Here is a 26327-nt window from a genome sequence, read left to right on the forward strand (position 1 = left end):
GGGGACGACGATGGACACCACCAGCCAGGACACCGGCCTCGACCTCATCCGGAGGATCCGCTCGCTGCCGGAGAAGCGGCAGCGCGCCCTGATCGCGCTGCTGCGCAAGCAGGGCGTCGACCTTTCCGCGCTCGAAACCATCCCTCGACTGCCCCGGACCGACGGCACACCCGTGCCCCTGTCCTTCACCCAGCAGCGGCTGTGGTTCCTCGCCCAGCTGGACGGCACCAGCGCCGCCTACAACATTCCGATGGCGATGCGGCTGCGCGGCCGCCTCGACCGCCCCGCGCTGCTGCGCGCCCTGGAGGCGGTCGTCCAGCGGCACGAGGTGCTGCGCACCCGGTTCGCCGACGACGGCGGCGTGCCGCGCCAGGTCATCGGCGACGGCAGCGATTTCACCGTCGCCGAGGAGCAGTTGACCGACCCGGCGCGGCTCGCCGCGGTCTGCCGCGACGAGGCCGCCGCCCCGTTCGACCTGGAGCGCGGGCCGCTGATCCGGGTACGGCTGCTGCGCCAGTCGGAGCAGGAGCACCACCTGCTCGTCACCACCCACCACAGCGTGTGCGACGGCTGGTCGGTCGGCGTCTTCTTCCGCGACCTGGTCGCCCTGTACGAGGCGTTCTGCGCGGGCCGCCCTGACCCGCTGGAACTGCTGCCCGTGCAGTACGCGGACTACGCGCACTGGCAGCGCGAGCGGCTCGCCGGTGACCTGCACGACCGTCAGACGGACTACTGGAAGCGGCAGCTGGCCGGGATCGACCCGCGGCTGACACTGCCCGCCGACCGGGAGCGCCCGCGCGTGAAGACGTACGCGGGGGCCCGCGAGAGCTTCACCTGCCCGGCCGACCTGCTGGGCTCCCTGCGCGAGGTGGCCAAGTTCCACGACGCCACGCTCTACATGACCCTGCTCGCGGCCTACATGGCCGTCCTCAACCGCTACACCCGCCAGACGGACATCGCCGTCGGCACGGTCGTCGCGAACCGCGGCCGGCGCGAGGTGGAGGACCTGGTCGGCTTCTTCGCCAACACCCTGGTGATGCGCGCCGACCTCGCGGACGACCCGGACTTCCGCGACCTGCTGGCCCGGGTGAAGAAGACCGCGCTGGAGGCGTACGACCACCAGGACGTGCCCTTCGAGGCGGTGGTGGACGCCCTCGGCACCGAGCGCAGCCTCGCCCACTCGCCCGTCTTCCAGACGCTGTTCGTCCTCCAGGAGGCCCAGACCCGCCGCGACGTCACCCTCGGCGACCTGGTGGTCTCCCCGGTCGACATCGACCTCAGCTTCACCAAGTTCGACCTGACCGTGGACGTGCGGGAGACCCCCGACGGACTGGCCGGCACCGTCGAGTACAACACCGACCTGTACGACCGCGACACCGTCCGGCGCTTCATCGGCCACTACACGCGGCTGCTCGCCGCCGTCGCCGACGACCCGGCGCTGCCGGTGTCCCGGCTCGTCATGGTCGGCGCCGAGGAGCGCCGCCAGGTGGTCGAGGGGTTCAACGACACCCGGCGGCCCTTCACCGACGACCGCTGCCTGCACGAGCTGTTCGAGGACCGGGTGGCCCGGCACCCCGAGCACACCGCTCTGGTCACCGCCGACCGCTCCTGGACGTACGCCGAGCTCAACGCCTGGGCCAACCGCATCGCCCACGGCCTGCGCCGGCACGGCGTCGGACCGGACACGCTGGTCGGCCTGCACGCCGAGCGCTCCCCCGAGATGGTCGCCGGTATCCTGGGCGCCCTGAAGGCCGGCGGCGCCTACATGCCGATCGAGCCGTCCTATCCCGCGGCCCGCCGCACCGACCTCGTCGAGCGCTCCGGCGCCGACGTGATCCTCACCCAGCCGCACCTGGACACCGAGCCGCTGCACGGCGCCGCCCACCTGCTCGCCCTGCACCCCGACGGCACCCTGCGCGACCAGGACGGCAAGGACGTTCCCGGCGACCGGGACGACAACCTTCCTGCCGCCGGACTCGGCCTGGGCGCAGGAAACTTGGCGTACGTCATCCACACCTCCGGCTCCACCGGCCGGCCCAAGGGCGTGATGATCGAGCACCGGGCCGCCGTCAACCGCATCGAGTGGATGCAGAACGAGTACCGGCTCTCCGGCGACGACGTCGTCCTGCAGAAGACTCCCTACAGCTTCGACGTGTCCGTGTGGGAGTTCTTCTGGCCGCTGTTCTTCGGAGCCCGCCTCGCCGTCGCCGCACCCGGCGGCCACCGCGACCCGGCCTACCTGGTCTCCGCTGTCCAGGACTTCGGCGTGACCACCCTGCACTTCGTGCCGTCCATGCTGCGCAGCGTCATTGAGGAGCCCGGCTGGGCGCGGTGCACAACCGTGCGGCAGGTCTTCTGCAGCGGCGAGGCCCTGCCCCCGGACCTGTGCGCCCGCCACTACGAGCGTCACCCGGCGCCGCTGCACAACCTCTACGGCCCCACCGAGGCCGCCGTCGACGTCAGCCACTGGACCGTACCCGCCGGACCGGCACCCCGCGTCGTGCCCATCGGCCGGCCCATCCAGAACATCCAGCTGCACGTGCTCGACGAGGCTCTCGCACCGCAGGGCATCGGCTGCGTCGGCGAGCTGTACATCGCCGGCGTCGGACTGGCCCGCGGCTATCTGCACCAGCCCGAGCTGACCCGCGAGCGGTTCCTGCCGAACCCGTTCGCCGACGGCCCGGACGCCCGCATGTACCGCACCGGCGACCTGGTGCGCCGACTGCCCGACGGTGCCCTGGAATTCCTCGGACGCGCCGACGACCAGGTCAAGCTGCGCGGCTTCCGCATCGAGCCGGGCGAGATCGAGCACCGCCTCGCCGAGCACCCCGCCGTCCGCTCCGCCGCGGTCCTGGTCCGCGAGGACCAGCCAGGCAGCCCCCGCCTGGTCGCCTACCTCGTCCTCGAACCCGGACAGGCCCTCGACGGCCACCGCACCGACCTGGTCCGGCACCTTGAGGGCACCCTGCCCGAGTACATGGTCCCGGGCGCGTTCGTCGCACTCGACACCCTGCCCGTGACCGCGCACGGCAAGCTCGACCGGCGCGCCCTGCCCGCCCCCGGCATCGAGGCGTTCACCCAGCGCGCCTACGTCGCCCCCGCGACCGGCACCGAGCGGACACTGGCCGGGATCTGCGCCGGACTGCTCGGCTTCGACGCCGGCCGGATCAGCGCCGACGACAACTTCTTCGCCCTCGGCGGCCACTCCCTGATGATCACGGTGTTGGTGGCCCGGCTGAAGGACAGCGGCCTGCACGTCACCGTGCAGGACGTCTTCACCGCCCCCACGCTGGCCGAACTGGCCGCGCGCATCGACCGGACCGGCGCGGCGCCCGCGCACACCGTCCCGGACAACCCGATCCCGGACGGCTGCGAGCGCCTCACGCCCGGCCTGCTCCCGCTGATCGACCTCACCCAGGAGCAGATCGACACCGTCGTGGCCGCCGTGCCCGGCGGCGCGGCCGCCGTCCAGGACGTGTACCCGCTGCTGTCCACGCAGGAGGGCATCCTCTTCCACCACCTGATGGACCCGGACCACGACCCGTACCTCGTCGCCACCCTCTACCGGGCCGAGGACGAGCAGGCGTGCGCCCGGTTCACCGACGCGCTGCAGCGCATCGTCGACCGCCACGACGTGATGCGCACCGCCGTCCTCACCACCGGACTGCCCGAACCGGTTCAGGTCGTGCACCGCACCGCGACCCTGCCCGTGCGGCGGATCCGGCTCGCCGCCGACCGGGACGCCGAGGAGCAGGCGAGGGAACTGCTGGCGCGCCCCGAACGAATGAGCCTGGACAGCGCGCCGCTGCTGCGCCTGGTCGTCGCCGAGGATCCGCGCTCCGAGCGCCGCTATCTGCTCCTGACCGCCCACCACCTCATCGAGGACGCCACCTCGCTGCGGCTGACCCTGCAGGAGCTGGCCCTGCACATGGCCGACCGCGCCGACCTGCTGTCGTCCCCGGCGCCGTACCGCGAGTTCGTCGGCCACACCCTGCACCAGCAGGCCGCCGGGGACGCGGAGGACTACTTCCGCCGGGCACTCGGCGACGTCACCGAACCGACCTTCCCGTTCGGCCTGTCCGACACGCACGGCGACGCCAGCGGGGTCACGCGGCTGCGCCGCTCGCTGCCCGACGACCTGACCCGCGAGCTGCGCGCCCACGCCAGGCGGCTGCGGCTGAGCCCGGCGTGTCTCTTCCACGCCGCCTGGGCCCGCGTGGTCGCCGCGTGCAGCGGCCGCGAGGACGTCGTCTTCGGCTCTGTGATGTCCGGGCGCCTGCAGGGCGTCACGGGCGTCGAGCGGATGCTCGGCAACTTCATCAACACCCTGCCGCTCAGGGTCCGGCTCACCGGACGCACGGTGCGGGAGCTGATCGACGAGGTCGATGCCGGCCTCAGGGAGCTGGTCGCTCGCGAGCACACCCCGCTCGGCCTGGCCCAGCGGTGCGCCGACACCGACGGCGACGCCCCGCTGTTCAGCGCGGTCGGCAACTTCCGGCACTTCGAGCCCGGGCACGGCGAGGCCGCCGCGATCCGCATCGAGGACCAGGGCGTACGGTTCCTCGCCGCCGCCGACGGCATCAACTATCCGCTGTCCGTCTCCCTCGACGACTTCGGCAGCGAGTTCTCCCTCGACCTCCAGACCGACGACTCGGTCTCGGTGGACGCCGTCGCCGACTACGTCGAGGCCGCCCTGCGGGGCATCGCCGACGCCCTCGCCGACGGCGACGGCACCGGCACCCAGGCCCTCGACATCGACGTCCTGCCCGCCGTCGAGCGCCGGCGCCTGCTGACCGAGTGGAACGCCACGGACACCCCGATGCCGTCCCCGACACTCACGGCCGCCTTCGCCGCCCAGGTCGCCCGTACCCCCGACCTGACCGCGCTGGTCTTCGAGGACGCCGAACTGTCGTACGCGGAGCTGAACACCTGCGCCAACCGGCTCGCGCACTGGCTGACCGCGCGCGGCGCCGGCCCCGAGCAACTGGTCGCCGTGAGCATGCAGCGCTCTGTCGACCTGCTCGTCGCGATCTACGGCATCCTCAAGTCCGGCGCCGCCTACCTGCCACTGGACCCGGACCTGCCGCTCGAACGCCGCGAGCAGATGCTCTCCGACGGGCGCCCGCTGCTTCTGCTGGAGGAACTCCCGGACACCGCTGGCCTGCCCGACACCGATCCCGACGTGCCGGTGTACGCCGACAACCCGGCGTACGTGCTCTACACCTCCGGCACCACCGGCCGCCCCAAGGGCGTGATGATCACCCACCGGGCCAGCATGAACTGGCTGCACTGGGACCAGCGCGCCTACCGCATGCGCGAGGGCGACCGGATCGTGTTCAAGACCTCGATCGGCTTCGACGTCTCCATCAAGGAGCTGTTCTGGCCGCTCCAGGTCGGCGGCACCGTCGTCATCGCCCGGCCCGGCGGACAGAAGGACCCCGAGTACCTGGCCCACCTCATCCGCGACCAGCGCATCACCGACATCGACTTCGTGCCGTCGATGCTCGCCGAGTTCCTCTCCGAACCGGCCGCCGCCGACTGCACCGGCCTGGTCCGCCTGGAGGCCACCGGCGAACCGCTGCCCGTGGAGCTGGCCGAGCGCGTGGCGCGCGCCCTGCCCGGCACCGAGCTGTACAACCTGTGCGGTCCCACCGAGGTCGGCGGCGCCCTCGGCCTGGAGGCGCCGTACACCGCTGAGCCGGGCGCCGTCCGGGTGCCGATCGGCGCGCCGGTGTGCAACACCCAGGCCTACGTCCTCGACTCGGCCCTGCGGCTGCTGCCGCAGGGCGTGCCCGGTGAGCTGTACATCGCCGGTGACCAGCTGGCCCGCGGCTTCCTCGGCCGGCCGGGGCTGACCGCCGAGCGGTTCGTCGCCAACCCCTTCACACCGGGCACCCGCATGTACCGCACCGGCGACCTGGTCAAGTGGCGGCCCGACGGACTGATCGAGCACCTGGGCCGGGTCGACGACCAGGTCAAGATCCGCGGCTTCCGGGTCGAGCCGGGCGAGATCGAGAACCACCTGCACACCCACCCCTCGGTGCACCGCGCCGTGGTCCTGCCGTACGGCTCCGGCGCCGCCCGCGTGCTGGTCGCCTACGTCAGCCCGACCCGGGAGTGGCGCGAGGAGGCCGGCCAGGAGGCGTCGCCCGCCCGGGAGCTGAAGGAGTACCTGGCCGCCCGGCTGCCCGACTACATGGTGCCCACCGCGTTCGTCGTCCTGGGCGAGCTGCCGGTCAACCGCAACGGCAAGGTCGACCGGGGCGCCCTGCCCGCCCCGAGCGAGCACGACCTGGCCCGTAAGGAGTACGTGGCGCCGCGCACCGCCACCGAGCGGACGCTGTGCCGCATCGCCGGCGAGGTCCTCGACGTCAGCCGGGTCGGCCTGCACGACGGCTTCTTCGACCTCGGCGGCCACTCCCTCCTCGCCACCCGCCTCTCCCTGCGCATCAAGAAGGAGACGGGCACCGACCTCCCCCTCCAGGCCATCCTCACCGCACCCGACATGTCCGGCATCGCGATGGCACTGGACACCCTGCTGGAGGGGAACGGGAGCCCGGCCGCGACCGGGGGTTCGCCGGGCGTGGCGGAGGAGGACCGGCGTACGGCGGCCGACGGCGATGACGAGAGGGAGGCCGCTGGGGCGGAGGGCACCGGGACGGAGGCGTCCGGGACCCCGACGCCGAACGCGACGACCGGCACCACCCCGAACACCGGCGACGCCCCCCTCTCCCTCCAGCAGCGTGACCTCTGGTTCCTGAACAGGCCCGCGCATGTGTCCGCCGCGTACGACAACGTCCAGCTGGCCTTCCGGCTGGACGGACCCCTCGACCGGGACGCGTTCGTGCGCAGTGTGTGGGCGTTGGTGGAGCGGCACGCGATCCTGCGGACGAGCTACCACCGCCACGCCGACGGCACGATCACCCAGCGCGTGCACGAGGCCGACGGCTTCACCGTGAGCGTGGTCCCCGGTCCCCGCGACGCGACCGGGCTCGTCGAGTGGCTGCATGCCGAGCGGGCCCGGCCCTTCGCGCCGGAGGACCCGTATCCGCTCCGCTCGCACCTGCTCACCCTGGCCGAGGACCGGCACGTCGCGGTGCTCACCCGGCCCTGGGGCGTCTTCGACGGCTGGTCGGTCAACATCGTCCTGACCGAGCAGCTCGCCCTCTACCGCGCACTCGCCACGGGGCACGACGCCACCTTGCCCGAACTGCCCCTCGACTACGCCGACTTCGCTCGCCGCCAGCAGGCCGCCGTGGACGCGGCGGAACTCGGCCGCCAGCGCGGCCACTGGCGTCAGGCGCTGGCCGACCTGCCCGTCCGCCCGGCGCTGCGCACCGACTACGAGCGGTGCCCGGTGAAGACGTACCAGGGCTCCTCGGTGGATCTCCGGGTCTCCAAGCAGGTGGCCGGCAGGCTCCGGCGGCTCGGCCGGGACGCCGGGGCCACCCCGTACATGACGCTGCTGTCCGCCTTCGCCGTGCTGCTCGGCGGCCGCACCGACGACAGCGAGCTGGTCATCGGCTCCCCGGTCGCCAACCGTCCCTGGGCCGAACTGGAGGGTGTCGTCGGCTACTTCGTCAACATGCTGCCGATGCGCCTGGACGTGACCGGCCACCGGACCTTCACCGAGCTGCTGGCCGAGGCCAAGAAGGTGACCACCGAGGCCCACGGGCACAAGGACCTGCCCTTCACCGACCTCGTGCGCACCCTGGCACCTGAGCCCGACGCGGCCGGCTCCCCGCTGTTCCGGGCGGCGTTCAACCTGCTGCCGACCTGGGACACCGCGGCCGGCGCCGACGAGCTGACGGTCACCCAGGTGCGCACCCACGCCGGCCCCGCACGCTACGACCTCAGCCTCGTCGTCCAGGAGAGCGGCGACGGCCTCGGCGGCTACCTGGAGTACAGCACCGACCTGTTCGCCCGGGACACCGCCGAGCGCATGGCCCGTACCTACGAACGGCTACTCGCCCGGATCGCCGGGGAGCCCGACGCCTCACTCGCCGACCTGCGCACCCGCGCCGAGGCGGAGGGGTCCGGGGCAGCCGCGAAGAGCGCGCCACGGGCCGGCGGTCGTCGGCCCGTACGACGGAAGACGGCCCGGTGAGCCGGCCCCGGCCGGACTGAACCCCGGCCACCGCCGCCGCAGCCCCCAGGGGCCGAGAGCCCGCACCGAACCAGAGCCACCACCTGCCCGTCCTGACCGGAACGGGCGTACGAAAAGGGGAGACAGGGCCAGTGAGCAGCCACGACGTCCAGGCAGCCGAGACGGATGTCGCGATCATCGGCATGGCCGGGCGTTTCCCCGGCGCCGACGACCTGAACTCCTTCTGGCGCCTGCTGAGCGAGGGGCGCGAGGGCATCACCCGCTTCAGCCGCGAGGAACTGGCTGCGGCGGGGGTGCCCGCCCGACTGTTGGACGACCCGGAGTACGTCCCCGCCCACGGGATCATCCCGGACGTCGACCTGTTCGACACCGGGTACTTCGAGTTCACCCCGGCCGAGGCCGCGATCACCGACCCGCAGCACCGCATCCTGCTGACGGCCGGCCACGCCGCCCTGGAGCACGCCGGCTACGATCCCGCCCGCTACGACGGGCTGATCAGCGTCTACGCCGGCGCGGCCATCAACACCTACCTTCAGCAGCAGGTCCTCCCGAACGTCGACCAGGCCACCACCTCCGACCACTTCGCGGTGATGGTCGGCAACGACAAGGACTTCCTGGCCACCCGGCTGTCCTACAAGCTCGACCTCAAAGGCCCCAGCTACGCCGTCCAGACCGCCTGCTCAACCTCCCTCGTCGCCCTCCACTTGGCCTGCCAGGGCCTGATCAACGGCGAGTGCGACATGGCGCTGGCCGGCGGTGTCACCGTGAAGCTGCCGCAGGCCAAGGGGTACCTGTACGAGGAGGGCGCGATCCTGTCCCGGGACGGGCACGTGCGCACCTTCGACGCGGACGCCAGCGGCACCGTCCTCGGCAACGGCGTCGGTGTCCTGGTCCTCAAGCCGCTGCGGGACGCCATCGCGGACCGGGACACCATCCACGCCGTCGTCAAGGGCACGGCCACCAACAACGACGGCTCCGGCAAGGTGAGTTTCGCCGCGCCCGGCGCCGCCGGCCAGACCGCCGTCATCCGCGAGGCGCACATCGTCTCCGGCGTCGACCCGCGCTCCATCGGCTACGTCGAGGCACACGGCACCGCCACCCGCCTCGGCGACCCGGTCGAGGTCTCGGCGCTCACCCGGGCGTTCCGGGAGTCCACCGCCGACACCGGGTTCTGCGCCATCGGCTCGGTGAAGTCCAACATCGGTCACCTGGACGCGGCGGCCGGTGTCGCGGGCGTGATCAAGACGGTACTGATGATGAAGCACCGGACGCTGGTGCCGACCGTCAACCACACCACGCCCAACCCGGCCATCGACTTCGCGGCCGGCCCCTTCAAGGTGAGCACCGACACCGCCCCCTGGACCGGGGAGGGCCCGCTGCGCGCGGGCGTCAGCTCCTTCGGTATCGGCGGCACCAACGCGCACGCGATCCTCCAGGAGGCCCCGCCCGCCCCCGTCACCGGCGACGCCCACCGCGCACAGCAGCTGCTGGTGGTGTCCGCCCGTACCGCGACCGCGCTGGGCACGGCCGCCCGGAATCTGGCCGCCCACCTCGAAGGCGACGACCCGGCCGCGCTCGCCGACGTCGCCTACACGCTGGCCGTGGGCCGCCGCGCCCACGAGCACCGGCTCGCCGTCACCGGTTCCGACCGCGCCGCCCTCGCCCGGGCGCTGCGCGAGGCCCCGGTCCCCGAGCGGCCCGGGACCGGCGAGGTCTCCTTCGTCTTCGCCGAGGACGTCCCGGACGCGGCGGGCCTGGCCGGCCGGTGGGCCGCCGCCGAGCCCGCCTTCGCCGCGCACCACGAGGCCGCGCTCGCCGCGGGCGCCGAGCGACTGGGCGAGCGGGGGCGGGCGTTCGCCGTGCAGTACGCGCTCGGCAAGCTGTGGCTCGACTGGGGCCTCACCCCGGTCGCGGTGCACGGCGACGGGCTCGCGGCCCGGGCCGCCGCCTGCGTGACCGGGGCGCTGCGGCTGGAGAAGGCGCTGACCGGCGACGGACCGGTACCGCCCGCCGCCCGCGCGCGCATCCCCGTGCGCACCGCCCACGACGAGGTCCGCGGTGTTGCCCTCGGCGTGACCGACGGCCCCTGGGACGGCGTGGCCCGCGCCTGGCAGGCCGGCGTCGCCGTCGACTGGGCGGCCTGGTTCGAGGGCGAGGAGCGCGGCCGCGTCCCGCTGCCGACGTACCCCTTCGAGGGCCGCCGCTGCTGGCTGACCGGCCCGGACACCAGCGCATCCGCCGACCGGGTCACCGGCCCCGGCCCGCACCCCATGCTGGACGAGAACGTCTCCACCCTGGACACCCTCGCCTACCGCAGTTCCCGCACGGGCACCGAGTTCTACCTCGCCGACCACCGCGTGGACGCCGAGCCCGTGCTACCCGCCGCCGGACAGCTGGAACTGGCCCGCGCGGCCGGTGAACTCTCCCTCGGCGGACCGGTCGGGCTGCGCGGCGTCTCCTTCGAGCAGCTGCTCTCCTACGCCGCCGGGCCGCGCACCGCGCTGGTCCAGCTGTGGCGCGAGCGCGACACGGTCGGTTTCGAACTCACCGCCGACGAGCGGGTGGTCACGGTCGGCGAGATCCGCCCCGGAGCCGTCGAGCGCCCCGCACCGGCCGACCCGGCCGCCGTCGCCGCCCGCTGCGCCGAGCTGGTCACCCCCACCGACTGCTACGACATCCTGCGCGCCCGCGGCCTGGACTACGGCCCTCGCATGCGTGCCCTCACCGAGGTCCGGCTCGGCGACGCGGAGGCCCTCGGCACCCTCGACCTGCCCGACGGTGCCGCGCTCGACGGCGCCGTGCTCAACCCCGCGCTTCTGGACGGTGCCCTGCACGCCCTGGTCGTGCTGCTGGCCCGCGCCTACGGCGAGCGGGCCGACGGCTTCCTGCCGCTGGCCCTGGGCGAACTCACCGTGCACGCCCCCGTCACCGGGCCCTGCCGCGTCCACGTCACGGCCGGCCGGCTGGGGGAGCGGACCGCGCACGCCGACCTTACCGTCCTGGACGTCCACGGCGAGGTCCTGGCCCGCCTGCACGACCTCGCCGTGCGCGTCCTGCGCGAACCCCGCGAGTCGGCCCTGCTGGTCCGCCGCTGGACCGCCGCGCCCGCCGCGCCCACCGACCCACCTCTCGGCGACACGGCCGCCGTCGTCGCCGCCGACCCGGCGCGCGGCGCACAGCTCGCCGCTCTCCTCACCGCCCTGGGCATCGGCACGGTCGCCCGCGACCTCGACCCGGCCACCGCGCCCGACGTCGTCCTCGTCGACGAACCGGCCCCCGAACAGGCGCTGCACGTCGTCCGCACGCTCCTCGCCGCCCGTCCCACCGCACCCGTGCGGGTCCTGCTGCTGCACCGTCACGACACCGACGGCCCACGCCCCGAGCGCGCCGCACTCGCCGCCTTCGCCCGGACCGTCCGCGCGGAGAACCCCCTCCTCGAAGTGCAGGCCGTCGGCCTCGCCGAGGACGTGGCCGAGGCCGACGCGCTCGCCGGTGAACTGGCCGGCCACGGCCGAGATCCGGAGGTCGCCCACACCGCACAGGGCCGCCGGATCCCGCAGGCCGAGCCCGCCCCGGCCGCCGGTCCGGTGCCGGTCCGCGACGGCGGCGTGTACGTCGTGACCGGCGGCGCCGGCGGACTGGGCCGCGCCGTCGCCGGCCGGCTGCTCTCCCGGGCCGACGCCCGCGTCATCCTGCTGGGCCGCAGCGAACGGCCCGCCGACCTGGATGAACGCCTGACCTACCACACCGTCGACGTGTCCGATCCGGAGGCCGTGGCCACCCAACTCTCTTCTCTACGCGAGGAGTTCGGTCCGCTCAACGGAGTCGTCCACGCCGCCGGGGTGCTGCGCGACGGCTTCGCCCTGACCAAGTCCGACGAGGACTTCGCCGCCGTCCTCGCCCCCAAGGCCGCCGGACTGCGCGCCCTGGACGCGGCCACCGCCGGCGACCCGCTGGACTTCTTCGTCGCCTTCTCCTCCATCGCCGCCCACGTCGGCAACCCCGGCCAGACCGACTACGCGTACGCCAACGCCTACCTGGAGGCCTACGCCGAACGGCACGGCCGGATCACCGCGATCGCCTGGCCGATGTGGGCCGACGGCGGGATGCGCCAGAGCACCGAGGCCGCCGCGGACATCGCCGCCCGCACCGGCTTCGGCGTCCTGCCCACTCAGGTCGGCCTCGCCCTGTTCGAGCGGGCCCTCGGCACCCCCGGCGCGCTCGTCGCCGCCTACGGGGACGTCCGTACCATCACCACCGCGCTCACCGCGCCCGTCGCTCGGGCGGCCCGGACCGCCACGGCCACCGCGCCCGCCGAGGGCGGCGCCCCGCGCGACGAGGCCCTGCGGATGCTGCGTGAGTTGATCGCCTCCGAGACCGGCCTGGATCCGGTCGAACTGGCCGAGGACGCCCCGTTCGACCGGTTCGGCATCGACTCGCTGATGATCGCAAAGCTCAACCGCGAGCTGGACCGGCACTTCGACGCCCTGTCCAAGACGCTCTTCTTCGAATACGCCACCCTCGGCGAACTCGCCGACTACTTCGCCGAGCACCACGCGGCCGAGCTGAGCGGCGGCGAACCGGCCGCCGCACCTCTCACCACCACGGCCCGCGCCGCTGCCTTGCGCCCGGCGCGCTCCCAGCGCCGTCCCGGACGAGCCGACGCCGCCGAACCCGCCGAGGACGACAACGACGCCATCGCCGTCATCGGCCTGACCGGCCGCTACCCGGCCGCCGACGACCTCGACGAGTTCTGGGCCACCCTGGCCGAGGGCCGCGACTGCATCACCGAGATCCCCGCGGAGCGCTGGGACAGCCGCCGCTGGTACGACCCGGACCCGGCGGCGCCCGGCCTCGCCCACACCCGGTGCGGCGGATTCCTGCGCCACGTCGACCGCTTCGACCCGCTCTTCTTCGGCATCTCCCCGCGCCAGGCCGAACTGATGGACCCTCAGGAGCGGCTGTTCCTGCAGAACGCCTGGCACGTCCTTGAGGACGCCGGCTACCGCCGCTCCGACCTGGCCGACCGGCCCGTCGGCGTGTACGTCGGCGTGATGTACGGCGAGTACCAGTTCCACGGTGCCCTGGACGCCCTGCGCGGCGGTCGGCCGCTCACCGGCTCGTCCTTCGCCACCATCGCCAACCGGGTCAGTCACGCCCTGGACCTGTCCGGTCCGAGCATGGCGCTGGACACCATGTGCTCCTCCTCGCTCACCGCGATCCACCTGGCCTGCGAGAGCCTGCGCCGGGGCGAGAGCGAACTGGCCATCGCCGGAGGCGTCAACGTCTCCGTCCACCCCTACAAGTTCGCCTTCCTCAGCCAGGGTCGCTTCCTGTCCTCCGACGGCCGCTGCCGGGCCTTCGGCGCGGGCGGCGACGGCTATGTGCCCGGGGAGGGCGTCGGCGCCGTCCTGCTCAAGCCCTACCGCAGGGCGCTGGCCGACGGGGACCGCATCCACGGCCTGATCCTGGGCAGCGCCGTCAACCACGGCGCCCGGACCAACGGTTACAGCGTGCCCAACCCGCGCGCCCAGCAGCGCGCGATCACCACCGCGCTGGAACAGGCCGGTGTCACCCCGGAGGACATCGGCTACGTCGAGGCGCACGGCACCGGCACCGCACTGGGCGACCCGATCGAGCTGACCGGCCTCACCCACGCCTACCGGTCCGCCGAGGCCGCGCCCGGCACCTGGCCGATCGGCTCGGTCAAGTCCAACATCGGCCACCTGGAGTCCGCGGCCGGCATCGCCGGACTCACCAAGGTGCTGCTGCAGTTCCGGCACCGCACTCTGGTGCCCTCACTGCACTCGGCCGAGCTGAACCCCAACATCGACTTCGAGCGTTCCCCGTTCCGCGTCCAGCGCGAGCTGTCCGCCTGGCCCGACGGGGACCGGCCGCGCCGGGCCGGACTCAGCTCCTTCGGCGCGGGCGGCGCCAACGCGCACCTCGTCCTGGAGGAGTCCCCGAACCCCGACCCGGTCACCGGCGTACCGGCGGGCGAGCAGCGCACGAGCGAACCCGTGCTGTTCCTGCTCTCCGCCCGCGACGAGGAGCGGCTGCGCGCCTATGCAGAGTCGGCCGCCCGCTTCGTCAAGACCGAGCGCGTGCCGCTCGCCGACCTGTGCTTCACCACCCAGGTGGGCCGCGAGCCCCTCGACGCCCGGCTCGCGGTGGCGGTCACCGACGGCGGCGAGCTTGTCGCCGCGCTGCGCTGGTTCGCCGACGGCGGCCCGGCGCCCGACCTCGCCGACGCGGGACCACTGGCCGAGCCGGCCCGCCGCTGGCTCGGCGGTGCCGACGTGGACTGGGCGGCCTGGCACGCCGCCCGGCCGGGGCCGGCCCCGCGCCGGGTGCGTGCCCCGCGCTACCCGTTCGCCGCAGAGCGCTACTGGATCCCGCTCGACCCCGACCTGGGCACGACTGCCCCGCATCCGCTGGTCGACGCCAACGAGTCCACCGTCACCGAGGTCCGCTTCCGCAAGACGCTGCACGCGCACGACCCGCTGCTGCGCGACCACGTGATCGAGGGCCGGCCGCTGCTCGCGGGCGCGGCGACGCTGGAGTTCGTCCGCGCCGCCGCCGCGCTCGCCGAGCCGGGCACCCGGCACGCCCTGCGCGAGGTGGTGTGGGGCCGGGCCGTCGAACTCGCGGACGGTGGGCGGGAGTTGTACGTCTCCTTCCGCCCGGACGGCACCGGCCTGGCCTTCGAGGTGTACAGCGGGACCGGTGCCGGCCGCACCACTCACGCCCGCGGCAGCGCCGTCCCCGCCCCCGCCGACCCTGAGGCCGCCGAGGATCTCGCCGCGCTGCGCGCCCGCCTGTCCGTCGTACGCGACGGACCCGCCGCGTACACCGAGTACACGGCCGCAGGGTTCGCGTACGGTCCCTCCTTCCAGGTCATCGACGAGATCCGGGTCGGCCCCGGCGAGGCGCTGGTCCGGCTGGCCCAGGCCGGTACCGCCCCGGGCACCCAGCTGCCCCCGGCGCTTCTCGACGGCGTCCTGCGGGCCTGCCACTGGACCGGCAGGACCACCGCACCGCGCCCCGGTGAACTCGCCGTCCCCTTCAGCCTCGGCGCCCTGGACTCCTTTGCCCCGCTGCCCGAGGTCTGCCACGCGCACGCCCGACTGTCCGGCGAGTCGGCGGGCGTGCGCCGCTACGACCTGACCGTGTACGATGACCAGGGCCACGTACTCGCCTCGGTACGGGACTTCGCGGGCCGCCTGCCCAGCACCCGGGCGACGCCTGCGGGCCCCGCATCCGGCGCTCAGGCGGCACTTGCCGGCCGTACGCCTGCCGCGCCCACCGCGCAGGCCGAGCCTGAGGCCACCTCCGGCGAACCCCGTCTCTACGAGCCGTACTGGCGACCCGCCGCCGACCCGGAAGCGGCGGACGCCGCCGGGACCCTCGCCCTGCTCGGCCGGCACCCGGAGCTGGAGTCCGCGCTGGCCGCGACCGGCGTGTGGCGGCGCGTCGTCGCCGCCGGCGAGGACACCGGCCGACTCGCCTCCCTCGCCAACGAGGACGGGCTGGACCTCGCCGTCGTCCTCGGCGGCGCGGACGACGGCTCGCCCGCCGACCTGCTCGACCGGGCCTGCGCCCCGGTCCTGGACGTGCTCGACGCGGCCCGCACCGGTGTGCTGCCCGGCCGGGTTCGGTGCCTGGTGCTGCACGCGCAGGACGACGGCGAGGACCGGCCCGAGTGGGCCGCCCTGGCCGGGTTCGCCCGCTCCACCGGGCCGGTCGCGCCGCGCCTGGAACTGCTCACCCTCGGCGTCGACACCGCGGCCCCGGCCGCCGAGGTCGCCCAGGCCGTGGCGGTGGAACTGCGTGCCGCACCCCGCGCAGCAGGCCTGGAGGTCCGCCGTACGGCCTCCGGCGAACGGGAGGTACGGGCCCTGCGCCCGCTCACCGGCCCGGCCACCCCGGCCGACGTGCCCCTGCGGGACAGCGGCGTGTATGTCGTGACCGGCGGCGCCGGTGCCATCGGCCGGGTCCTCGCCGAGCACCTGGCCCGCACCCACGCGGCCAAGCTGGTGCTGATCGGCCGCTCCGAGCCCGACGAGCCGACCCGCGCCTGGCACCGCACGCTGACCGGCCTCGGTGCCGAGGTGCTCGCCCTGCGCGCCGACGTGGCCCGGGACGGCGAACTCGACGCGGCGCTGGCCGCCGCCCGGGACCGGTTCGGCGCCCTGCACGGCGTGTTCCACCTGGCGGGCGTCGCCGACGAGGGCCGCGCCGACGGCGACCGGGAGCGCTTCGCCCGGCTGCTCGGCGCCAAGACGCACGGCCTGGTCCACCTGGACCGGCTGACCCGCGAGGACCCTCTCGACCTCTTCGTGGTCTTCTCCTCCGTCTCCTCCCTCATCGGTGACTTCGGAGCGGTCGGCTACGCCACCGCCAACCGCTTCGCCGACCTGTACACGGTGCTCCGCGACCGCCGGGTGCGCCGGGGCGAGCGGCACGGCCGCAGCCTGTCCCTGGCCTGGCCGCTCTGGGCGGTCGGCGGGGTCGACGGGTTGGTCCGCGAGGAGGAACTGGCCGCGTACACCCGCCGCAGCGGGATGCGGGCGCTGACCGCGGAAGCGGGCCTCGACCTCCTCGCTCGCTCCTTCGCCCCCGGTGCCCCGTGGCTCGTGCCCGCCTGGGGCGACCCGGCGGCCGTCGACGCCGCTCTGACGGACGCGCCCGCCCCGCCCCGGCCCGCCGCGCCGGCGCCCGTCGCCGCCGGTGCCGGCCGGCACCGGGACCGGCTGGTGGAGCACCTGCGCGAGGTCCTCTCCGGCGTGCTCAAGCTACCCGCCGGGCGCCTCGACAGCCGGGTGCCGCTGGACGACTACGGCCTGGACTCGGTGCTGGTCATGGAGTCCAACTCGCTGCTGGGCAAGGACTTCCCGGGCCTGCGCGGCACCGTGTTCTTCGAGTTCCGGACGGTCGACGACCTGGCCGGCCACATCCTCGACGAGCAGGCCGACGCCGTCGCCCGCCTGTTCCCCGAGGGGACCGAGCCGCAGCGGGAGGAGGCCGGGCCTCGGCAGCAGGACACCGCTCCCGCTCCCGCACCCGCCTCGGGCCCGCGCACCCCGCCCGCTCGCCGGGACCCCGACGAGCCGATCGCCATCATCGGCATCAGCGGCCGCTACCCCCAGGCGGACACCCTGGAGGAGTTCTGGCGCAACCTCGCCGAGGGCCGTGACTGCGTCACCGAGGTCCCCGCGGACCGCTGGGACGCCGACGCCCTGTTCGACGCGGACCCGGCCGCACCGGGCCGCAGCTACAGCCGCTGGGGCGGCTTCCTGTCGGACGTGGATTCCTTCGACTCGCTGTTCTTCCAGATCGCGCCCAAGCAGGCCCGCACGATGGACCCGCAGGAGCGGCTCTTCCTCCAGACGGCCTGGTCGGCTCTGGAGAACGCCGGCTACCCGCCGTCCCGCATCCCGGCGCCCCGCCACGGCGGCCAGGGGCACGACGCCGGTGTGTTCGTCGGCGTCATGTGGGACGACTACGCGATCCTCGCAGCCGCCGAGTCCGCCCGCGGCAATCACCAGGTCGTACTGGCCAATCGTTCCGCCATCGCCAACCAGGTCTCGTACTTCGGCGACTTCCGCGGTCCGAGCGTGGTGATCGACACCGCCTGTTCCGCGTCCCTGGTCGCCGTGCACCAGGCCTGCGAGAGCATCCGCCGCGGCGAGTGCTCGTACGCCATCGCCGGCGGCGTCAACGTCGCCGTGCACCCCGACAAGTACGTGCACCTCAGCCGCAAGACCATGCTGTCCGACGACGGCCGCTGCCGGGCCTTCGGCGAGGGCGGCACCGGGTACGTGCCCGGCGAGGGCGTCGGCGCGGTGGTGCTCAAGCGGTTGTCGGACGCGGTCCGCGACGGCGACACCGTGCACGCCGTGATCCGCGCCAGCGCCGTCAACCACGGCGGCCGGACCAGCGGTTACACCGTGCCCAACCCGCAGGCCCAGCAGGCGCTGGTGGAACAGGCGCTGGCCGCCGCGGGCATCGACGCCCGCACCATCGGCTGCGTCGAGGCACACGGCACCGGCACCGCCCTGGGCGACCCGATCGAGCACACCGCGCTGGCCCAGGCCTTCGCCCGGCACACCGGCGACACCGGATTCTGCGCGCTCGGCTCGGTGAAGTCCGTGATCGGCCACCTGGAGGGCGCCGCCGGCATCGCCGGGCTCACCAAGGCCGTCCTGCAGTTGCGCCACGGCACGCTGCTGCCCACGCTGCACGCCGAGGAACTCAACCCGGTCATCGACTTCGAGAACTCGCCGTTCACCGTGCAGCGGGAGACGGCGCCGTGGCCGCGCGCGTACGACGGCGACGAGCGTCCGCTGCCGCGCCGCGCGGCCGTCAGCTCATTCGGCGCAGGCGGCACCAACGCGCACGTCGTCGTGGAGGAGTACGTGACCCCCGAGCTGGCCCCGGCCGGGCCCGAGCGGGCGGAGCTGATCGTCCTGTCCGCCCGCGACGAGGACCGGCTGCGTGCCCGCGCGGCCGACCTGGGCCGCGCCCTCGCCGAGCCGGGTGCCCCGAGGCTGGCCGATGTCGCCCACACCCTGCGCGTGGGCCGCGAACCCCTCGCCGCAAGGCTGGCGTTCGTCGCCGCCGACCTCGCGGACGCGGCCGGAAAGCTCGCCGCTGTCGGCCGCGGTGAGGGCGGCCAGTGGCTGCACCGGGGCCGGGTGGAGCAGCACCCGCCGCTGGCCGGCCTGCTGACCGACGGCATCGGCGGCGAGGACTTCCTCGCCGCCCAGATCGCGGCCGGCGCCGACGACCTCCTCGGCCGGCTGTGGGTCTCGGGCGTCACCGTCGACTGGGACCTGCTGCACCGTCTGCGCCCCGCCGAGCGCCGCCGGGTGCCGCTGCCGGCGTACCCCTTCGAGCGGGTACGGCACTGGCTCGACACCACGCCGGCTCCCGCCCCCGCGCAGGGCGGCCCGCGCCGGTGGGAGCGCCGACTCGCCGCCGACGAGCCGGTGCTGCGCGATCACGTGGTCGACGGGCGGCCCATCCTGCCCGGTGTCGGCCACCTGGACCTGGTCGCCGAGGCGAGCGGGGGACTGGCCGGCCGGGCCTGCGCGGATGTCCGCTGGGTCGTCCCGCTGGCCCTGGACGGGGCCGAGGAGACGGTGGCGGTGGCCTTCGACGGCGACCGGTACGAGGTCCGTGGCGCCGACGACGCCGTACGCTCCTGCGGACGCCTCGCCACCGCCCCGGCCGCGCCCGCCCCCCTCGACGTCACCGCGCTGCGCGCCCGCCTGGACGAGGGCGCGGGCGTGGGCTCCTTCTACCGGGCGCTGTCCGGGCAGGGGCTGCCGTACGGGCCGTTCTTCCGCCGCGTCCGGCAGGTGTGGACCGGCCTGGACGAGGTGCTGGGCCGGATCGGTGAGCCCGCTGGCGACGACCCGGCGCACGCCCTGCACCCCGGTGTCCTGGACGCCGCCCTGCACACCGTCGCCGCCCTGCTGGTCCGCCGCCGGGGCGCGCACGCCCGGCCGATGCTGCCGTTCGCGGCCGACTGCGTCGAGGTGTTCGGCGCCGTCCCCATGACCGGCTGGTCGTACGTCCGGGAGACCGGATCCGACCGCTTCGAGGTACTGCTCTGCGACGACACCGGCGCGGTACGGGTCCGGTTCGAGGGCCTGACCTACCGCGAGGCCAAGCCGTCCACGGCAGTCGTGCACCGGCCGGTGTGGACCGCCCGGCCGGTGCGGGAGCGCGCCGCGGGCGCCCGCAGCGTGCTGCTGGTCGGCGAGCGGCTGGATACCGAGCCCGCCGCCGGTATCGCCCGCGCCCACCACGGCGCCGACGTACGACGGCTCCCGGTCGGCCCCGGCGGTCTCGCGGACGCCGAACTCGACCGCGCTCTGGCCGGATCCGGCGCACCGGACCTGGTCTACTTCCTCGCCACGGCCCCCGGGCGCGAGCCCGCCGGCCGCGCCGAACTGCGTGCCCTGACCGACCGGGGCCCGGTCGCCCTGTACCGCCTGGTGCGGGCGCTGGCCCGGCACGGCCTGCTGGAGCGCGAGACACGCCTGAAGGTCGTCACCACGGACGTCCACCCGCTGGAGGCGGGCGACGACTCCTCCCCGTGGGCCGCCGGGACCACCGGCCTGGCCGCCGTCGCGGCCAAGGAGTTCCCCGCGCTGCGCGTGGCGCTCGTCGACGTACGCGCGGCGGAGGCCGCCGAGGCGGCCGATGCGATCGTGGCCGAGCCGTTCTCGGCCCGGCCGGTGCCGGTGTCGCTGCGCGCGGGCGTCCGCCGGGTGCGCACGCTGGAGCGGCTGGAACTGCCCGCCGCCGCACCCCGGTTCCGCCCGGGCGGCGTTTACCTGGTCGTCGGCGGGCTCGGCGTGGTCGGCCGGGACACCTGTCGGCACCTGGCCGGCGCCTACGGCGCGAAGTTGGTCGTGGTCGGCCGCTCCCCGCTCGACGAGAGCCGACGGCAGACCGTCGCGGAGCTGGAGAAGGGGGGTGCCGAGGTCCGCTACCTCGCCCTCGACGCCACCGACCCGGACGCGCTGACGGAGGCCGTCGATCTCGCCGTACGCGAGTTCGGCGCCCTGCACGGGGTGATCAACGCCGCGATGGTGCTGGTCAACCAGGTGCTGCGGGAGCTGCCGGAGGACGGGTTGCGCACCGCCCTGGAGTCCAAGAGCGACTCCGCCTGGAGCCTGCTGCACGCGGTGCGCGAGATACCGCTGGACTTCGCGCTCTTCTACTCGTCCGGCGTGGCCTTCGAGGGCAACCACGGCCAGGCCGGCTACGCCGCCGGCTGTACCTTCGCCGACGCATACGTTCTGCACGCCGCCCGCACCCTGCCCTTCCCGGTACGGGTCCTCAGCCTCGGCTACTGGCACGCGGGCGGCGACCCGGAGCGGAAGCGGGTGCTGCGCCGCTTCGGCGCCGCCGGCATCCGGCCGCTGAGCGCCGAGCAGGGCATGGCCGTAGTCGAGCGGACCCTCGCAGCCGACCTGCCCCAGGTGTTCGCCTTGGACGCCGACCGTCCCATCCTGGACAACCTCGGCATCGACCCCGACCGCACCCTGAGCGTGCTGCCGGGCGGTGCGCCGGACCCGCTGCCCGAGGTCCGCTTCCCGGGCGCGCCCGGCGCCGACCGCGAACTGGCCGCGCACCAGCGTGCGGTCGCCGAGGCGGAGGAGCTGGCGCTGCGCCTGCTGGCGTCGGTGCTCGACCGGGCGGGCCTGTTCGGCGCGGGCGAGGCCTCCCGGGAGGAACTCGCCGCCCGCCTGGGCGTAGTGCCCGAGCACGCCGCGCTGTTCCAGGCACAGCTGGACATGCTGGCCGAGGCGGACTGGCTGACCGTCACGGACGACGGCCGCCTGCGCCCGACGGGCCGCAAGACCGCGTCGGAGAAGCAACTCATCATCGAATGCGGCCAGTTGGTGGAACGCCATCCATCCCTCGCGCCGGTCGTCACGCTCCTCGGTGACTGCCTGACCGCGCTGCCCGACGTGCTCACCGGGCGCCGCCCCGCCATGGAGGTCCTCTTCCCCGACGGCTCCGCCGAGCGGGTGGCCGCCGTCTACCGGGGCGACCCGGTCACCGACCGCTGCAACGCGGAGGTAGCGCGGCTCGTGGCCGGGCAGGTCGAGGCCCGCCGGGCCGCCGACCCCATCGCACCGGTGCGGATCCTGGAGATCGGTGCCGGCACGGGCGGCACCACGGAGGCCGTGCTCGCCGCCCTCGCCCCCTACGGCGACGGCATCGAGTACGTCTTCACTGACGTCTCCCCGGCCTTCGTCCGCAAGGCCAGGAACCGCTTCGGCACGCAGTACCCCTTCACCCGCTTCGAGGTGCTGGACATCGAGGCCGACCCGGCCGGGCAGGGCCTGCCCCCGGGCGCCCACGACGTGGTGCTCGCCACCAACGTCCTGCACGCCACCCGGCGGCTGTCCGACACGCTGACCGGGGCCAAGCGGCTGCTGCGGCGGGGCGGCGCTCTGCTGCTGGTGGAGGGCACCCGGGCGCGGCGCCAGCTGGCGCTCGTCTTCGGTCTGACGGCGGGCTGGTGGCTGTTCTCGGACCCCGAGCAGCGCATGCCCCGCTCCCCGCTGGCGAGCGAACGCCAGTGGCGGGACGCGCTGGCCGCGTGCGGCTTCACGGACATCAGCGCGGCGGCACCGACGACGGAGGCCGGACCGGCCTTCCAGAGCGTCATCGCCGCCGTCAGCGACGGCGTGGTGCCCGGCGCCGGGCAGGCTCCGGCGGCCGAGCGCGAGCCGAAGCGAACCCCGGACCGGGCTCCAGTCCCTGCGCCGGCTTCCGCCGTGGCCCCGGCCGCCCTCGTCTCTCCTGTCTCCCAGGACGACACCCTGCGCCAGGTGACGGACGTCTTCGCCCGCGTCCTGGAGATGACCCCCGACCAGCTCGACCCCGACCTCACCTTCGAGAACTACGGCGTGGACTCGCTGGTCGTCCTGGAGCTGACCCGCGCCCTGGAAGCGGTCTACGGACCCCAGCCGGCAACCCTGCTGTTCGAGCGCATCACCATCCGCCAGCTGGCCGGGCACTTCGGCGCCCCGGCGCACACCCCCGAAACCCCCGACACCCCCGAGCCCACCAACCCCGCAGAGCCCGAACCCGCCCCGGCCGGTGACGCCGAGCGCCTGGTCGCGGGCCTGTCCGACGCAGCCGTCGACGGGCTGCTGATCGAACTGCTCTCCCAGCGCGGGGAGTCCGAAGGAGGCGGACGATGACTGCCGAGCCGTTCAGCTGTGTCGTGATCGGCGAGGAGACCCTCCTCGTCGAGTGCACCAGACTGCTCGTGGGGCGCGGACACACGGTGGCCGCGGTGGTGTCCCCCTCCGCCGAGCTGCTCGACTGGGCCGAGGGGGAGGGGCTGCCCGCCGTACGGTTCGGCCCCGACCTCGCCGAACGGCTGGCCCCGCTGCGCTTCGACTACCTGTTCAGCATCGCCAACCTCCGGATGCTCCCGGAGGAGGTGCTCGCCCTGCCCACCCACCTGCCCGTCAACTTCCACGACGGTCCGCTGCCCCGGCACGCGGGTCTGTTCGCCACCAGTTGGGCCATCCTCGACGGCGACAAGCAGCACAGCGTCACCTGGCACGTGATGAACCTGGAGGCCGACACCGGCGACGTGCTCAAGCAGCGCACGGTGCCCGTCGACCCGGCGGCCACCGTGCACGACCTCGACGTGGCCTGCTTCGACGCGGGCATCGAGTCCTTCGCCGAACTCGTCGACGAACTGGCCGCCGGCACGGCCACCCGCACCCCGCAGGACCTGGGCCTGCGCACCTACCACGGCCGGTACGACGGCCTGCCCCGGGGCGGTGTGTTCGACTGGCGCCAGCCCGCCGCCGAACTGGACGCACTGGTGCGGGCCACCGCGTTCGGACGCCGCCGCAACGACTTCGGCACGGCGCTGCTCGCCCTCGGCGACGACCTGCTCGCCGTCCGCGCCGTGGAGGTCACCGACCGGCCGTCCACCGCCGAGCCCGGCACCGTCGTCGACGCAGCCCCGGACGCCCTCACCGTGGCCACCGGCGACCGGGACGTCCGCCTCACCGACCTCGCCGCCCTGTCCGGGGAACGGCTCGACCCCGTCGTCCTCGCCCGGGAGCTCGGCGGCCGCTTCCCGCACCTGCCCGACGCGGCCGTTGCCGAACTGGCCGAGGCCGCCCGCGCCGCCCACCGCCAGGAGCACCGCTGGCTGCGTGCCCTGCGGTCGCTGCGGCCGGTGCTCCCGCCGAGGTTCGGCCCGCTGACCCAGGTGGCCCGCCCGGCGGGTCCGGTCCCGCTGCCCGGGGCGCTGCGCGAGCGGGGAGCGGAGCCCGAGCGGACGGCCCTCGCCGCCGCCCTGGCCTTCCTCGCCCGGCTCACCCGAGGCGACGAGCGGCATGTCGCCGTGTCCGTCCCCAGGGCGGCCTCCCCGGCCGCCGCCCGCATCCTGGCGCCCGACGTGCCCCTGCATGCCCCGGACGGGCTGCTCGACCTGGCCCTGTCCGACCTCACCGAGCTGATCGGCACCGAACTCGACCGACTCCGGGACCGCATGCCGTACCGGCGTGACGTGCCGCTGCGCCACCCGGAACTGACCGGCGCCGCTTGCACCGGGCTGCCCGTCGCCGTCCTGCTGCCCGGCAGTGCGGCCGAGCCCGGCGACCGGCCGCTGACCGTCCGCATCGACGCGGACGGAGCCGTCGGATTCCACACGGGTGCCGGAATGACCCCGGACCACGAGCGCTGGCTCGCCGGGCACTTCGCCGCCTTCCTCGACGCCCTCGCCGCCGATCCGCACCGCCCGCTCGGCACCGCCGACCTGCTCACACCCGGGGAGCGGGAGCTGCTGCTCGGCCAGTGGAACGACACCGACGAGGAGTACCCGCGCGAGGCGACCGTGACCCGGCTGGTCACCGACATCGCCTGCGCCGCGCCGGACGCCACCGCCGTCCGCTTCCAGGACCGCGCCCTCGGCTACGGCGAACTCGACGAGGCCGCCGACCGGCTGGCCCGGCACCTCGCCGGCCTCGGCGCGGGCCGCGGCACGCTCGTCGGCGTCTGCCTGGAGCGCTCGCCCGAGCTGCTGGTCAGCCTGCTCGCCGTGCTGCGCACCGGCGCCGCCTACGTGCCGATCGACCCGATCTACCCGCCCGCCCGGATCGGCCACATACTCCAGGACTCCGGCGCCCGGCTGGTCGTGACCGACGAGACGCTGGGCGGCACCCTGGCCGAGTTCCCGGTCACCCCGGTGCCGGTGTCCACCGCGCTCACGGCCGGGCCGCAGGCGGCGCCCCTCGACCGCTCAGACCCGGACACCCCCGCCTACGTGATCTACACCTCCGGCTCCACCGGCCTGCCCAAGGGCGTCCAGGTCGGCCACCGGGCGCTGGTCAATTTCCTGTGGACGATGGCCCGCAGGCCCGGCTTCAGCTCCCGGGACTCGCTGCTCGCGCTGACCACCGTGTGCTTCGACATCGCGGGCCTGGAGCTGTACCTGCCGCTGGTGCGGGGCGGCACCGTGGAGATCCTCTCCGCCGCCGAGGCCGCCGACGGCGTCGCCCTGCGTGAGCGCGTGGAACGCTCCGCGCCCACCGTCCTGCAGGCCACCCCGACCACCTGGCAGATGCTGCTCGCCGCCGGCTGGAGCGGCGATGCGGCGCTGCGGGCGTTGTGCGGCGGCGAACCGCTGCCCCCCGAGCTGGCCGGGCAACTCGCGCCCCGCGTCGGCGCGTTGTACAACATGTACGGCCCGACCGAAACCACCATCTGGTCCACCGTGGACCGGGTGCTGCCCGGTGAGGCGGCCACCATCGGCCGGCCCATCGGCAACACCCGCTGCCACGTCCTCGACGAGCGCGGCCTCCCGGTCCCGCCCGGCATCCCCGGCGAGCTGTACCTGTCCGGCGACGGCGTCGCCGACGGCTACCTCGGCCGGCCCGAGCTGACCGCCGAACGCTTCGTCACCGCCCCCGGCGGCGACACCGGCCGCACCTACCGCACCGGTGACCTGGTACGCCACCTGCCCGACGGCCGCCTGGAGTACCTGGAGCGGATCGACGGCCAGATCAAGCTCAACGGCTACCGGATCGAACTCGGCGAGGTGGAGTCCGCCCTGTGCAGGCTGCCCGGCGTCACCGCAGCTGTCGCCGTCGTCCGCGAGGACCGGCCCGGCGAACGCCGCCTGGCCGGCTACCTGGTCGGCCCGGCCGGCCCGCTGGACACCGCAGCCCTGCGCGCCGCCCTGGGCGAGCGCCTGCCCGCCTACATGGTCCCCTCCGCCCTCGCCGTCCTGCCCCGGCTGCCGCTCACCCCGAACGGCAAGGTCGACCGCAAGGCCTTGCCCAAGCCGGACGTCGTCCGCGTCGCGGGCGGTGCGGCGGCCGTCCGCACCGACCTGGAGCGGCGCATCGCCGAGGTCTGGTGCGAGGCGCTCGGCCTGGAGCGGGTCGGCGCCGAGGACAACTTCTTCGACGCCGGCGGCGACTCGCTGCGCCTGACGTCCGTGGTGGCGACCCTGCGCGAGCGGTTCGGCCTCCAGGTCACCCGCCTCGACATGTTCGGCCATCCGACCGTACGGGCCATGGCCGCGCATGTCACCGGCGCCGGCGGCCCCGCCGAGCCCGCCGCGGCCCGGCCCCGGCGCTCCCGGGACACGGCGGCGCTCGCCCGCCGCCGCGACCGCAGGGGGCGGCGCCCGTGACCGGCCACCACGACGTCGCCA

Annotated in this window: 3 protein-coding genes; all 3 read left to right on the plus strand. The window is 74.7% G+C overall.

Annotated elements, in window-relative coordinates; genetic code table 11:
- Positions 1-10: 10 nt before the first annotated feature.
- The 3 genes from KYY02_RS13015 (at position 11) to KYY02_RS13025 (ending at position 26306) form a co-directional block, all read left to right on the plus strand.
- Entirely contained in the window at positions 11-8107 is an 8097-nt protein-coding gene (locus KYY02_RS13015; protein WP_371238068.1) for a non-ribosomal peptide synthetase, read from the plus strand.
- Positions 8108-8238: 131 nt separating this feature from the next.
- Positions 8239-22842 carry an SDR family NAD(P)-dependent oxidoreductase gene (locus KYY02_RS13020; RefSeq protein ID WP_371238069.1) on the plus strand — a complete coding sequence of 4868 codons (14604 nt, stop codon included), beginning with the start codon at positions 8239-8241 and terminating at the stop codon, positions 22840-22842.
- Complete coding sequence (locus KYY02_RS13025; protein ID WP_371238070.1) at positions 22839-26306, plus strand: amino acid adenylation domain-containing protein; 3468 nt, start codon at positions 22839-22841, stop codon at positions 26304-26306. Before KYY02_RS13020 ends, KYY02_RS13025 begins: the two co-directional genes overlap by 4 nt.
- The last annotated feature ends 21 nt before the right edge of the window (positions 26307-26327 follow it).

Origin of the sequence: Streptomyces pimonensis, assembly GCF_041380215.1 — a bacterium.
GTDB classification, from domain to species: domain Bacteria; phylum Actinomycetota; class Actinomycetes; order Streptomycetales; family Streptomycetaceae; genus Streptomyces; species Streptomyces pimonensis.